Consider the following 14,149-nt stretch of genomic DNA (forward strand, 5'->3'; position numbering starts at 1 on the left):
TCCTTTATTTCGCCCAGCACCACCGTGACCACGACGACGACCGACGCGCCCCTTCGCCCCGACCGCCAGCAAGAGGCGGCCGCCCTGTGCGCGCAAGGCCGTTTCGCGGATGCCTTCGCCGCGATCGCGCCGCTCGTGGGCCAGCAGGCCTGCGCCGACGACGGCACGCGCATCGACGCGCTCAATCTCGCCGCGCTCTGCGCGATGGGATCGGGCCAGGCCGCCGCGGCCGAAGCGCTGTGGCAGCGCTGCATCGACGCGCAGCCGCAACACATGGAGGCCTACAACGGCCTCGCCGCGATGCTCACGGCGCTCGGCAAGCTGCCCGCCGCCGAAACGGTGTGGCGCAAGCTGCTCGCCTTGAACCCCGCGCACGTCGATGGCTGGAGCAATCTCGGCACCGTGCTGCATCGGCTCGGCCGCCATCGGGAAGCGGAAGACGCCTACCGCGCGGCGCTCGCGCTCGCGCCCGCGCACGCCGACGCGCACTACAACCTCGGCCTCGCGCTGCATGAAACCGGCCGCTACGACGAAGCCGAAACGGCCTACCGCGCGGCGATCGAGGCCAATCCGCAAGGCGCGCGCGCGCACAACAATCTCGGCAATCTGCTGCGCGTCAGTGGCCGTCTCGACGAGGCCGAAGAAGCGTTTCGCCAGGCGTTGAATGTGCAGCCTCAGTATCCCGAAGCGCTCAACAACTACGGCGCGCTGCTCAAGACGCTGGGCCGGCTCGGGGACGCGGAAATGGTCTGCCGCCGCGCGATCCAGATCCGTCCCGATTACGTCGAGGCGGTGATCAATCTCGGCTGCGTGCTCGTCGATCTCAAGCGTCTGCCCGAGGCCGAACAGGTGTTCCGGCAAGCGCTCGCGCTGCGCCCCGATCATGCGGAAGCGCACTACAACCTCGGCGTCGTGCTGCGGCAGCTCGAACGCTATCCCGAAGCCGAAACCGCCTATCGCAACGCACTGCGCCTCGCGCCGACGCACACGGAAGCGCTCAACAATCTCGGCGGCGTGCTCATCGCGCTCGACCGATTGCAGGAAGCGCTCGCGGTCTTCGAGGAGGCGCTCGCCTGCAACCCCGGCTTCGCGCTCACGCACTTCAACATCGGCAGCGCGCAGAAGGAACTCGGCGCGTTCGATGCAGCGGAAGCGGCCTACCGGCGCGCGTTCGAACTGAATCCCGCCTACGGCGACGCGCAGTTCCGCCTCGCCACGCTGCTGATCGCGATGGGACGCTACGAGGAAGGCTGGCGTCTTTATGAACGTCGCTACGACAACACCGGCTTCATCCACTATCGCTCGCGCGACATGCTCGACTGCCTGCACTGGCAAGGCGAGCCGATCGCGGGCAAGACGCTGCTGCTGTGGCAGGAAGACGGACTCGGCGACATGCTCCAGTTCGCGCGTTACGCGCGGCTGCTGAAGGCGCAAGGCGCGCGCCATATCGCGTTCGCGTGCGTGAGCACGCTGCATCGCGTGCTCGCGGGCGTCGAAGGGATCGACATCGTGATCGATCATGCCGACGCCGTTTCGCGCGCCTCGCAATTCGATTACTGGGCGAGCCCGCTCAGCCTGCCGATGCATCTGGGCACGACGCTCGACACCACGCCCGCGCCCGCGAACTTCCAACCTGAAGCGGCGCTCGTCGAGCAATGGGGCGCGCGCCTCGATACGCTCGGCCCGGGCACGCGCGTGGGCCTCGTGTGGCGCGGCAACCCGCAGCACCATAACGATCACCATCGCTCGATTCCGTCGCTGGCCGCGCTCGCGCCGCTCTGGCGCGTGCCGGGACTACGGTTCGTGAGCCTGCAAAAAGGCGCGGGGGAAGACGAGGCGCAGCGCCCGCCGCAGAATCAGCCGATCCTGCATCTGGGCAGCGAGGTGACGGATTTCGTCGATACGGCGGCGATCCTTTCGCAACTCGATCTGCTGATCTGCGTGGATACGTCGACGGCGCATCTGGCCGCCTCGCTCGGCGTGCCCTGCTGGGTGATGCTGCCGCGCCGCGACGTGGACTGGCGCTGGCTGCACGCGCGCCAGGATTCGCCGTGGTATCCGCATACCGTGCGGCTCTTTCGACAGGGCAACTACGAAACGTGGGGCGCGGTCATTGAGCGCGTGCGGGAAGCGTGTGCGCAGGAATTTGGTGACTGAAAGCGCGATGCGTGCGCGATTGAAGCCGCGATTGAAGGCGCAAATGAAGGCGCGGCGCGGGTCCGCTGACCCGCGCTAGTCCCAGAAATTGCGGAACGCGACGGCGACGATCACCGGCACGCACATCACGAGCGGAATCGCGAAGTACGGAATTTCCATATCGACGATCCAGCTGCGGATCAGCCAGCCGACGCCCAGCGCGAGCGTGAGCACGCCGACGAGTGCGGTCAGCGTATTGAGCACCCAGGTAGGCGGACGCTTGCGCTTGGGTTCCTGCGCGGGAGACGGTTTCATCGGGATGTCGGGAGCGGAGCGTCGCGAATGGACGCCAATAACGCTATTTTACTCTCGATGGATCGTGACAACCGATGCGGGCGAAGCCGGGGATTACGCGGTAATACGCGGACTCAATCCCACTTGCAAAACCGGCGCCACAAAAGAAAAAGCCCACCTAAGTTGGCGGGCTGAATCCATATCAGGAGGAGACATGGAGGAGACGAGTCAACTATAGGGTTTTCCCCTAAACTTTGCAAGCGATTTTTTGGGTATTTCAATAACTTTCTCTCGATTCAGCCTTCGCTTAGTTCAGACGTTATTTAACGTCGTTGTCATTGGCTTACGTTACCTCCCACGTAATCGCCCCGCCGCGGCACTCGCCCTATCCTCGGTTGCATCGTTTCGCTCCGCGCCACCCGCACCCCGCCCCGAGGACAGCCATGACCGCTTACGCCATCGCCCATTTGCACCGCTGCGAACCTTGCGCGGAGATCGTCGAATACCTGGAGAAGATCGACGCCACGCTCGCGCCGTTCGGCGGTCGGTTCATCGTTCACGGCGGACGCGTCGAGCGGCTCGAAGGCGCATTCAAGGGCGATCTGATCATCATCGAATTCGAGGATCGCGAACGCGCCCGCGCGTGGTATCGCTCGCCCGCCTACCAGGCGATCCTGCCGTTGCGCACGCGGCACGCGAGCGGCGACGTTTTCCTGATCGATCAGGTCGCGCAGCCGCATCGCGCCACCGATGTACTCGCGCGGCACGATGCGTAATTCCGGCACGCGATTCGAACTGCACGAAATGCCCGAAATGCGCGAAATGCGCGATACACGCCGCCCAATCCCCGAACTCGCAAATGTTGTGGAAATGCGACTCAATGGACGCACCGGGCGCTCACATCCTTACTGATTCTTCGGCGCAAGTATTGACTGCGCATGACTTGCGCCGATTTATTTCAATTTTTTGAATCCATTCTTCCAATTCACGGAAGAGTCCTTGCGGACCGCCAATCGCATTTCGCGAATCGACCCTTCCTATACTCGCTCCCGTCTCAACCCGGCGTTTCTACAGGACTGGAGTCCCACAGTGAAAAAAATCTCTATCGCCGCCGCGTGCGTTACTGCATTCGCCGCCGCGTCCGCCCACGCTCAAAGCTCGGTTACCCTCTACGGCCTCGTCGATGCCGGCATCGCCTATACGAACAACGTGGGCGGCAGCGGCCGCGTTGCGCTCGCGAGCGGCAACATCAGCGGCAGCCGCTTCGGCCTCAAGGGCGCCGAAGATCTCGGCGGTGGTCTGAAGGCGATCTTCGTGCTCGAAAACGGCTTCAGCGTCAATAACGGCCAGCTCGGCCAGAACAGCCGCATGTTCGGCCGCCAGGCGTATGTCGGTCTGAGCAGCAACGCGTTCGGCACGCTCACGATGGGCCGCCAGTACGACGACGTCGTCGACTTCGTTTCGCCGCTCTCGGCCACGGCCGGCACGTTCGGCGACTCGGGCTTCGCGCACCCGTACGACAACGACAACCTCCAGCACAGCGTCCGCTTCAACAACTCGGTCAAGTACACGAGCCTGAACTACGGCGGCTTCAAGTTCGGCGGCATGTACGCCTTCAGCAACAGCACCGACTTCGCCGTCAGCCGCGCGTACAGCGCCGCCGCGAGCTACACCTACGGTTCGTTGACGGCCGCCGCGGGCTACCTCCAGACCAACGGTTCGGGCGCGAAGACGGTCACGGGCACGACCAGCGCATACACGAACACGGCTGGCGCGGTCGACCAGGCCGAAGTCAAGGGCAGCCTCACGTCGGACGTGCAGCGCACGGTGGCCGCCGGCCTGAACTACGGTTTCGGCCCGGCCGTTGTCGGCTTCGTCTACTCGCACAGCCAATATCAAGGCACGAGCGCATTCGGCCTGAGCAACGGCTCGGTACGTTTCGACAATTACGAAGTCAACGGCATGTACAACTTCACGCCGGCATTCAAGGCCGGTCTGTCGTATGCGTACACCGATGCGCATCTGAGCGGCGCGACCTCGTATGGCGCCGATCCGAAGTGGAGCCAGGTGAACGCGATCGCGCGCTACTCGCTGTCCAAGCGCACCGAGCTGTACGCCGAAGCGATGTACCAGCACGCGACGGGCAACAAGAACGTCGCGGTGATGTACAACGCGGGCGGCTCGTCGTCGACGGGCAACCAGGTGATGGGCGCGGTCGGCATGCTGACTCGCTTCTAAATCACGCTGCTCGCGCGGCAAGTTTCGCGCGATACGAAAAGCCCGTCTGCGGACGGGCTTTTTTTCGTTCCGCGTTTTTATTCAGCGCAGCAATGCAATAGAAAGCATCGAGAAAGTTTTGTCGGCGATTGGAAAGAATTAAATCGCGCAGCACGCGCTTTTTACGCATTTCGCATTCGCCCAATACCGTTTGCAAAAGAAAATTCATCGCGCGCAAACGTTTTCACTCGTTTCACAATTCTTTCTTCTCCTTACCGGAAACTGTGCGCCGATCCATCTTCGGGAGTGCCCGCGCACATGACTCGACGCCCTCTCGCCGTTAGCACGGCGACCGCGATTTCCGTTGTGCTCGCAACCATCATGCTCGCCGCATGCGGGCCGGGCGACAACGCGTCGTCGGCACCGCCGCAGCAGCAGAGCACGCCGAATCTCACCGCGAACGCCGAAACCAACGCCAAAAACGCTTACGCGAGCGCTGGCAACACCAACGCAGCCACCGCCAGCAGCGACACCCTCGCCGCCGCCCCCGCGAGCTACGCGAGCGACCCGGTGCAAAGCGTGCAGGCGAGCCTCGCGGCGGACAGCGAGCAGATCGCGCCCGTCATGAGCTACGCGCCGGGCGACGAGCCGCCGCAAGCGACTAACGCCAACACAGCCGGCGCAGCCGCCACGGCCGCCCCCACCGGCAACGATTCCAGCAGCACCGTAACAACGAGCCAGTAATGCACCGTTGTGTGCTTATGCACACCTAATTCCATCCGCAAGCAGAAAGGTGAACAACAATGACGTCAACCAGCCGTCGCCGTTTCCTGCAAACCGTCGCTTCCTCGGGCGCAGCCGCCGCCGCGATGACCGTGCTTCCCGAATCGATCCGCAACGCGCTCGCGATTCCCGCGAACTCGCGCACGGGTTCGATCCGCGACGTCGAGCACATCGTCGTGTTCATGCAGGAGAACCGCTCGTTCGACCACTACTTCGGTCATCTGCGCGGCGTGCGCGGCTATAACGACCGCCTGCCGATTCCGCTGCCGGGCGGCCTGCCGGTCTGGTATCAGCCGTCGAAGGAAGATGCCACGAAGCCGGTGCTGCCGTTCCACCTCGACACGCAGACCACCAGCGCGCAATGCGTCGGCGACCTCGATCACTCGTGGTACCCGACGCAATACGCGATCAACAACGGTCTCTACAATCAGTGGCCGCAGTACAAGACCGACATGACGATGGGCTATTACCTGCGCGCGGATATTCCGTTCCACTACGCGCTGGCCGATGCCTTCACCGTCTGCGACAACTACTTCTGCTCGCTGCCCGGCCCGACGCATCCGAACCGTTCCTATCTGATGACCGGCATGGTCGATCCCACCGGCACGATGGGCGGCCCGCTGCTCGACAACAACGATTACGTCGACGGCGACGTGCCGCCCGCGTATCAACTGCTGTCGTGGACGACTTATCCCGAGCGCCTCCAGGCCGCAGGCATTTCGTGGCAGATCTATCAGCAAGGCACCAACGGCAGCGATCCGCTGAACGGCAACTACGGCACCAACATCCTGCAGAACTTCGCGAACTTCATCAACGCGCAGCCGGGCTCGGCGCTCTATCAGCGTGCGCAGACCGCCCGCACGATCGCCGATCTCAAGCAGGACGTGCTCGCGAACAAGCTGCCGCAAGTGTCATGGCTGCTGCCGCCCGCCGCGTTCTCGGAGCATCCGAAATACACGCCCGCGTACGGCGCGGAATACACCTCGCAGATTCTCGATGCACTGACCTCGAATCCCGAAGTCTGGAGCAAGACCGTCCTCTTCATCATGTACGACGAGAACGACGGCTTCTTCGATCACGTCGTGCCGCCGCAGCCGCCCACGACGTCGGCGCAGGGCAAGTCAACGGTGAGCGTGGAAGGCGAAATCCATAACGTGGTGAATCCCGCACGCGGCGGCAAGTACACCGCCGACGGCCTGCCCTACGGGCTCGGTCCGCGCGTGCCGATGACCATCGTCTCGCCGTGGAGCAAGGGCGGTTTCGTCTGCTCGCAGGTGTTCGATCACACCTCGGTGATCCGCTTCATCGAAGAACGCTTCGGCGTGCAGGAGCCGAACATCACGGCATGGCGCCGCGCCGTGTGCGGCGACCTCACGACGGCCTTCGACTTCCGCACGCCCGATGCGTCGATGCCCACGCTGCCCGACACCAGCAATTACATGTCGATGGCCGATAACCAGTGCTCGGTCAACGCCGCGCCGACGGTGCCCGCCACGCCCGGCCCGATCGATCCGCAGGAACCCGGCGTGCGTTACGCCCGCGCGCTGCCCTACGAACTGCACGTGAACGCCCACGTCGATACGACGAAGAACGCGCTCTCGATCACGTTCGCGAACAAGGGCCGCCAGGGCGCGCACTTCTACGTGTACGGCACGAACCGCACCGACGGTCCGTGGCGCTACACGGTGGAAGCGGGCAAGTCGCTCGACGATACGTGGGACCTGAGCGCGACCAACGGCGTCTACGCGTTCGAAGTGCACGGCCCGAATGGCTTCGTGCGCCGCTTCTCGGGCACGGCCGCGGCGTCGCAGACGACGCAGCAAGGCAAGCACACGAGCACGCCGCAACCCGAAGTCACGGCGCAATACGACGTCGCCAACGGCAACCTGTTCCTCAAGTTCACGAACACGGGCAGCGGCCTCGCGCGCCTCACGGTCACGGACAACGCCTACGGTGCGCGCGAGCGCCTGGTCGTGGTGCCCGCGGGCGGACGCATCGAGGAACCGTGGGTGCTGGCGTCGAGCCATCACTGGTACGACCTCACGGTGACGAACCGCGACGACACGAGCTTCGCGCGCCGCTACGCCGGCCACGTCGAAACCGGCAAGCCGAGCATCAGCGACCCGGCTGCGGTCGCGCCGATCACGCAGATCAGCTAAACACCCACTCGCGGCGGGCGCTCGCCCGCTGCTCCGATGTCCTCGCACGGCGCCTTCGGGCGCCGTGTGCTTTGGCGCGCCCGCCTCGCCATCAATCCGCAGATTTCCTGCCACGCGCGCCGGGCTTGGGCACAAAAACGCCGCCCAGGCAAGCCGGTTTCGTACGATTCAGCGCCTTTCAGACACCTTTATGCGTTTTGTTGTAGATGCGAATCATTTCTATTACCATCTGCACGTTTCTTTCATCGCACTTACACGCGAACACCGTCTGCCGGGGGCGCCCGGTCATCCGACTCACCAGAATAATATGAAGAATACTGCTGCCGCGCGCCGATCCGGCCCTGGCTTCGCCGCTGAAAATGTTGGGGGCGCACGCATCTCGTTGAGCGCCGCGCTGCTCGTCAGCGCCGGTATCACGCTTTCCACGCTGTCGACCGCCGGCTGGGCGCAGGCCACCGCGCAGACAGAGGCGAAACCGGCGACGAATAACGACAAGAGCGACAACAACGACAAGAGCGACCCGGCAACCGACACCGCCGCCGACGGCAAGGCGCTGCCCACCGTCAAGGTGAACGCCGCGCGCGACAGCGAAACGGCCTCGCCCAAGCGCGTGACGGCCGGCGCGCTCGGCAACCGGCGCCAGGTGGACACGCCGTTCTCGACCGATGTCGTGACGACGGAGCGCGGCAAGGATCTGCTCGCCAACACGGCCAACGATCTCTTCAAATACGATCCGGCGGTGACCATCGTCGGCGACAACGCAACCGGCGAGAACTCCGCGTTCGCGATTCGCGGCCTCGCCGTGGACATGCTCAACGGCGTGAAAGTCGACGGCCAGAACTTCCCTTCCTGGGACACCGAACTATCGCTCGAACAGTTCGAGCAGGTGGAAGTGCTCAAGGGTCTTTCGGGCTTCATGTACGGCTTCAGCACGCCCGGCGGCATCGTCAATTACGTGCTCAAGCGCCCCACCGACGACCCGTACCGCAGCTTCTCGATCGGCTATCAATCGGCGGGCGTGTTCAGCGAGAAGATCGATCTCGGCGGCCGTTTCGGCAACGACAATCGCTTCGGCTATCGCCTGAATCTCGTCAACGAAGACGGCAACACCGCCGAGGCGAACGGCCACGTGCGCCGCCAGGTAGCGTCGCTCGCGCTCGACTTCCGCATCACACCGGACCTCACGTGGACCGCCGACGCGTTCTATCAGAAGCGCAAGACCAACGGCACGCTGTTCGGCATCTATGTGGGCGGCGGGCTCGGCATTCCCGACGCGGGCAAGGTCACGCGCGACCTCACGCAGCCGCAGAACTTCTATCAAACCGAGATCGCCTCGTTCGGCACCGGCCTCGACTATCGCATTTCGGATGCGTGGCACGCGAGCCTGAAATACCGCTTCGCGAAGGAAAACCGCACCAACTCGGACAGCCTGCTCTACGTCTATAACGCTGCGGGCGATTATCAGAACACGCTGTATGCGGCGTTGACGCGCTACTTCTATCAGAACGTCGACGCAATGGTGGAAGGCAAGTTCGACACCGGTCCGTTCAAGCACGACGTGGTGATCGGCGCGAGCTATCAGACCCAGCAAAGCGAATACGACGACAGCGAAGGCTGGAACGACGGCTATAGCCTCGGCACCGGCAATCTGTACCAGAGCACGCTGCTCACGAACGACGCGGTGCATATCGGCGAAAACCTGTTCCGCCACGAACGCACCACGCAAACCGCGCTCTACGCGAGCGACACGGTGCAGATCACGCCGCGTCTTTCGGCGCTGCTCGGCCTGCGTTATACGCAGTTCCGCGACCGCGTCTATAACGTCGATCAGTCGGTGCAGGCCGATTACAGCGCGAACCCCGTCACGCCCACCGGCGCGCTGATGTTCAAGCTCGATCCCGACACCACGGTCTACGCGAGCTATGTGGAAGCGTTGCAGCAAGGCGGTTCGTCGAGCAACACCAACGTGAACTATCCGCAGACCTTCGGTCCACTCAAGAGCAAGCAGTACGAAGTGGGCCTCAAGGCCGATCATCGCAACTGGGGCGCGAATCTCGCGCTGTTCCGCATCGACCAGGGCTACGAGTACACCAACTCGGCCAACGTGTTCGTGCAGAGCGGCACGAAGCGTTATCAGGGCATCGACGCGAGCGGCTGGCTGCAACTCGCTGCCGACTGGCGTCTGATGGGCGGCGTGATGTGGCTGGACGCGAAGGCCGTCGACGTCGACGATCCGAGCGTGGACGGCAAGCGCGTCTACGGCGCGCCGCGCTTCACGGCGACGGGCCGCGTGGAGTACAACCCGTCCTATCTGCGCGCGCTGACCGTGGCGTTCGGCGGCAAGTACGTCGGCAACATGGCGGTCGATGCGGCCAACACGCAGTTCGTGTCGGCGTACACCACGTGGGATCTGAGCGCGAAATACGAAACCCAGGTTGCGGGCAAGGACGTGACGCTGCGCGCGGGCGTGAACAATCTGTTCAACCGCCGCTACTGGACCGCCGCGTGGGGCTATTACGTGATGCCGTCGGCCACGCGCACGTTCGTTGCGAACGCCACGCTCGAATTCTGATGCGCGCCGTATAGACGCTCTCCGGCGCAACGCGCTTCGGCCCCTGAAACACGGGGCCGTCCACAAGGCCTTTCGCATTTGTCGAAAGGCCTTGTGCTTTGGGGGCCGCCTGCAAGCCTCGCGAAGCGATGGCACAATGAGCGGTCTCGCGGCCCACGCGACGCGCGTTGCCGAGCGCGCCGCCGGCTTCCCCCCACCGTTGCATCGTTGCAAAGGATCGCCCCATCATGAGTTCCAGCGTGAAGCCCTATCCGCATACCCAGATCTACGTCGACGGCGCGTGGCGCGCCGGCGCGAAGACGATCGCCGTGATCGACCCGGCCACCGAAGCGGAAATCGGCCGCCTGAGCCTCGCGAGCGAACAGGATCTCTCGGACGCCGCCGAATCCGCCGCGCGCGCCTTCAACGCATGGCGCAAGGTCTCGCCGCTCGAACGCAGCAAGCTCATGCGCCGCGCCGCCGACCTGCTGCGCGAACGCGCGGGCGACATCGCCGCGATCATGACGCGCGAACAAGGCAAGCCGCTCGGCGAAGCGAAGGCCGAAACGCTCGCGGGCGCCGACGTGATCGACTGGTTCGCCGAAGAAGGCCGCCGCACCTATGGCCGCGTGGTGCCCTCGCGCACCGACGCCGTCCGCCAGATCGTCACGCGCGAACCGGTCGGCCCGGTCGCCTGCTTCACGCCGTGGAATTTCCCGCTGAACCAGGCCGTGCGCAAGGTCTCGGCCGCGCTCGCCTCGGGCTGTACCGTCGTGCTCAAGGGACCGGAAGAAACGCCGGCCAGCTGCGCGGCGCTGGTGCAGGTGTTCGTCGATGCGGGCCTGCCGCAAGGCGCGCTGAACCTGGTGTTCGGCGTGCCCTCGGAAGTGTCGTCGTATCTGATCGCGCATCCGGCGATCCGCAAGATTTCGTTCACGGGTTCGACGCCGGTGGGCAAGCTGCTCGCCTCGAAGGCCGGTGAACACATGAAGCGCGCGACGATGGAACTGGGCGGCCACGCCCCCGCCATCGTGTTCGCCGACGCCGACGTGCCGCGCGCGGCCAAACTGCTCGCGAGCGCGAAGATCCGCAATGCGGGTCAGGTGTGCATTTCGCCGACGCGCTTCATGGTCGAAGACGCCGCCTACGACGAGTTCGTCGAGCACTTCGTGGCGGCCATCAAGACGGTGAAGGTCGGCAACGGCCTGGAAGAAGGCGTGCAGATGGGCCCGCTCGCGAACGACCGCCGCCTCGCCGCGATGGAACGTCTCGTGGCCGACGCACGCGAACACGGCGCGAAGGTGCTCACGGGCGGCGAGCGCGTCGGCCGCGAAGGCTACTTCTTCGCACCGACCGTGCTGACCGACGTGCCGCTCTCCGCGCGCATCATGAACGAGGAGCCGTTCGGCCCGCTCGCGCCGATCACGCGCTTCTCGCGCTACGAAGACGCCATCGCCGAAGCGAATCGCCTGCCCTACGGCCTCGCCGCGTATGCGTACACGCGTTCGAGCGCCACTTCGGCGGCGCTCTCGGAAGACGTGGAAACCGGCATGCTGTCGATCAATCACCACGGCCTCGCGCTGCCCGAAGTGCCGTTCGGCGGCGTGAAGGATTCGGGCTACGGTTCGGAAGGCGGCACCGAAGCCATGGAAGCGTATCTGGTCACGAAGTTCGTCACCGAGCATCGTTGATCGACGCACACGCCGCGGCGCGCTGCAATTGCGCCGCGGCGTTTTTTATCCGCGTATTAATCAGGATTCCGTAGAACTTCGCGGATGCTGCGGCAGATCGTCGGCCAGCTTCACCCATGCGAGCCGTTGGGAGACCCACGAGTGGCGGTCGGGCGGCGCGTCGTCCGGCCGATCGAGCGTGCCGGTCGCCACGTCGATCTCGTCCGCGAATGCCGCGCTGTGGTACGTGACCGGCGTGCCGCAGTCGGCGCAAAAGCCACGCTCCACGTTCGGGCTCGACGCGTACCACTTCAAACTGCCCGCCGTCACGCGAAACGCCGTGCGCGCCACGCTGAGCCACGCGACGAAGGGCGCGCCCGACGCGCGGCGGCAATCCACGCAATGGCACGCCGTATTGCCGATCGCCTCGCCCGCGATCTCGTAGCGGATCTTCCCGCATAGACAGCCGCCCGTCAGCTTCAGCATCGCCTGCTCCTGTGGGGTTTCGTGCGCCTTACGGTTGGGCCGCGGAGGTTGGGCCGCGTAGGTCGGGCCACGTAGGTCGGGCCACGAAGGTCACCGCGAAAAAACTTCTGCACACGTGGAATAGACCGCGTGCCCGCCTTGTTGACGCCAGTAACAGCCCTTATTGGCCACCGACAGGACCGATCATGCCTCATCGTACCCATTCGCGGCGCAGGAGCGCGCCATGAGCCAGAACGCCATCTGCCTGCCGTGCCGGCTCGCGGCCATCGCGGCGGTCGTCGTTGGCGCGGCCGGCGCGTTCGCCTGGACCGCCGGCTGGCTCACGCCCAAACGCGTGAACGCCCCGCACATCATCAACACGTTCGAGTCGAATTACGGCGTGCATGCGGGCTTCCGCCGCAATCACGCCAAAGGCCTCTGTCTCGAAGGCGAATTCGAAAGCAATGGCAACGGCGCCCGCGTCTCGCGCGCGGCCGTGTTCGCGCCGGGCGAGACGCCGGTGATCGGCCGCTTCGCCATTCCGGGCAGCAATCCGTCCGCGCCCGACGCCAGCACGCCGGTACGCAGCATGGCGCTGCTGTTCCAGCTGAAGGACGGCGAGCAATGGCGCACCGGCATGAATTCGACGCCCGTTTTCGTGGTTCGCACACCGAATCAATTTTATCAGCAACTGGTCGCCTCGAAACCCGATCCGGCCACAGGCAAGCCCGATCCCGCGAAACTCAATGCGTTTTTCGCGGCGAATCCTGAAACGCTGCCGTTCCGGCAATGGCTGAAGGCGCATCCGCCTGCGTCGAGTTTCGCCAACACGGGCTTCTACGGCATCAACGCGTTCCTGGCCACCGATGCGGAAGACAATACGCGCGCAATCCGCTGGCAAACCGTGCCCGAGATCGCCTATGCGCCGCAGACCGACGCGCAAAAACGCGATCCCGACTTTCTCGCCGACGATCTCGAAGCACGGCTCGCGCAAGGCCCGCTGCTCTGGCGTCTCGTGCTGACGGTCGGCCAACCCGGCGACCCGACCAACGACGCCACCCAGCAATGGCCCGCCGACCGCGAGCAGATCGATGCGGGCACGCTGGTGCTGCGCCGCGCGACGCCGCAGCGCGAAGGCGCCTGCCGCGACGTGAATTACGACCCGACGATTCTGCCCGACGGCCTGAAGCCCTCCGACGATCCGCTGCTCGCGGCGCGCTCGGCCGCCTATTCCGTTTCGTTCAACCGCCGCACGCGCGAAGAAGCCGCGCAATCTCACGAACAGCACGGAGGAGCCCAGCCATGAAAACCGGCGCCACTCATTTCAGCGGCCTCGCGCGGCTGATTCATTGGTCGATGGCAGTCCTGATCATTGCGATGCTGTTCGTGGGCGTGGGCATGGTCTCGACCGTGTCGCGGCTGCACGAAACGCTGATCGCGCTGCATCGCCCGCTCGGCATCGCACTGCTGCTGCTCGTGATCGTGCGCGTGGCCGTGCGGCTCACACGCGGCGCGCCCGCCCTGCCCGACGATATTCCCGCGTGGCAGCGCGCCGCCGCGCACGCCTCGCATCTCGCGCTCTATGGCTTGATGATCGCGATGCCGCTGATCGGCTGGTCGATGTTGTCGGCGGGCGGCTATCCGGTCGTGCTCGCGAGCGGCGTGCAGTTGCCGCCGATCGTGCCGCGCGACGTCACGCTCTACGCGTGGCTGCGCGCGGCGCATACGTGGCTCGCGCTCGCGCTGTTCGCGACCGTGTTGCTGCATCTCGCGGCGGCGCTCTTTCACGCGCTGATCCGCCGCGACGGCGTGCTCGCAAGCATGGCGCGCGGCGCGGTGCGAAACTGACGCGGCGCGCGCATCGAGCAGAGCGC

General features: G+C 65.0%; 12 protein-coding genes. 9 read left to right on the plus strand and 3 right to left on the minus strand.

What is annotated here, in order from left to right; all coding sequences use genetic code 11:
• Nucleotides 1-24: 24 nt before the first annotated feature.
• On the plus strand, nt 25-2,157 hold the full coding sequence (locus LDO54_RS09390; RefSeq protein WP_224009476.1) for a tetratricopeptide repeat protein: 2,133 nt from the start codon (nt 25-27) through the stop codon (nt 2,155-2,157).
• A 75-nt stretch (nt 2,158-2,232) separates the two neighbouring features.
• On the opposite strand, the gene LDO54_RS09395 is transcribed toward LDO54_RS09390, so the two are convergent.
• On the minus strand, nt 2,233-2,451 hold the full coding sequence (locus tag LDO54_RS09395) for a hypothetical protein (protein WP_224009478.1): 219 nt from the start codon (nt 2,449-2,451) through the stop codon (nt 2,233-2,235).
• A gap of 422 nt (nt 2,452-2,873) precedes the next feature.
• Between LDO54_RS09395 and LDO54_RS09400 the strand changes: the two genes are divergently transcribed.
• Nucleotides 2,874-3,206 carry a DUF1330 domain-containing protein gene (locus LDO54_RS09400; protein ID WP_224009480.1) on the plus strand — a complete coding sequence of 111 codons (333 nt, stop codon included), beginning with the start codon at nt 2,874-2,876 and terminating at the stop codon, nt 3,204-3,206.
• A gap of 313 nt (nt 3,207-3,519) precedes the next feature.
• The gene (locus LDO54_RS09405) at nt 3,520-4,668 is read left to right on the plus strand and encodes a porin (protein ID WP_224009483.1); all 1,149 of its coding nucleotides are present in this window, start codon (nt 3,520-3,522) and stop codon (nt 4,666-4,668) included.
• 1 nt (nt 4,669) lies between these two features.
• Here the strand turns inward: LDO54_RS09405 and LDO54_RS09410 are convergent, their stop codons facing one another.
• Complete coding sequence (locus LDO54_RS09410; RefSeq protein WP_224009485.1) at nt 4,670-4,885, minus strand: hypothetical protein; 216 nt, start codon at nt 4,883-4,885, stop codon at nt 4,670-4,672.
• An 80-nt stretch (nt 4,886-4,965) separates the two neighbouring features.
• Between LDO54_RS09410 and LDO54_RS09415 the strand changes: the two genes are divergently transcribed.
• From LDO54_RS09415 to LDO54_RS09430, 4 genes are all read left to right on the plus strand, one after another.
• Entirely contained in the window at nt 4,966-5,391 is a 426-nt protein-coding gene (locus tag LDO54_RS09415) for a hypothetical protein (RefSeq protein WP_224009487.1), read from the plus strand.
• 59 nt (nt 5,392-5,450) lie between these two features.
• Nucleotides 5,451-7,589: a phosphocholine-specific phospholipase C gene (locus LDO54_RS09420; RefSeq protein ID WP_224009497.1), complete on the plus strand. Its 2,139-nt coding sequence runs from the start codon at nt 5,451-5,453 to the stop codon at nt 7,587-7,589.
• A gap of 307 nt (nt 7,590-7,896) precedes the next feature.
• On the plus strand, nt 7,897-10,161 hold the full coding sequence (locus LDO54_RS09425; protein WP_224009499.1) for a TonB-dependent siderophore receptor: 2,265 nt from the start codon (nt 7,897-7,899) through the stop codon (nt 10,159-10,161).
• A gap of 227 nt (nt 10,162-10,388) precedes the next feature.
• The gene (locus tag LDO54_RS09430; protein ID WP_224009501.1) at nt 10,389-11,831 is read left to right on the plus strand and encodes an NAD-dependent succinate-semialdehyde dehydrogenase; all 1,443 of its coding nucleotides are present in this window, start codon (nt 10,389-10,391) and stop codon (nt 11,829-11,831) included.
• A gap of 60 nt (nt 11,832-11,891) precedes the next feature.
• Here LDO54_RS09430 and LDO54_RS09435 read toward each other — a convergent pair whose 3' ends face one another.
• Entirely contained in the window at nt 11,892-12,296 is a 405-nt protein-coding gene (locus LDO54_RS09435; RefSeq protein WP_224009503.1) for a GFA family protein, read from the minus strand.
• Between the two features lie 223 nt (nt 12,297-12,519).
• Between LDO54_RS09435 and LDO54_RS09440 the strand changes: the two genes are divergently transcribed.
• Together LDO54_RS09440 and LDO54_RS09445 are read left to right on the plus strand one after the other, a co-directional pair.
• On the plus strand, nt 12,520-13,581 hold the full coding sequence (locus tag LDO54_RS09440) for a catalase family peroxidase (RefSeq protein WP_224009505.1): 1,062 nt from the start codon (nt 12,520-12,522) through the stop codon (nt 13,579-13,581).
• Entirely contained in the window at nt 13,578-14,123 is a 546-nt protein-coding gene (locus tag LDO54_RS09445) for a cytochrome b (RefSeq protein WP_224009506.1), read from the plus strand. Before LDO54_RS09440 ends, LDO54_RS09445 begins: the two co-directional genes overlap by 4 nt.
• Nucleotides 14,124-14,149: the final 26 nt, after the last annotated feature.

It is taken from the genome of Paraburkholderia tropica, assembly GCF_914484835.1.
Lineage (GTDB): Bacteria > Pseudomonadota > Gammaproteobacteria > Burkholderiales > Burkholderiaceae > Paraburkholderia > Paraburkholderia tropica_A.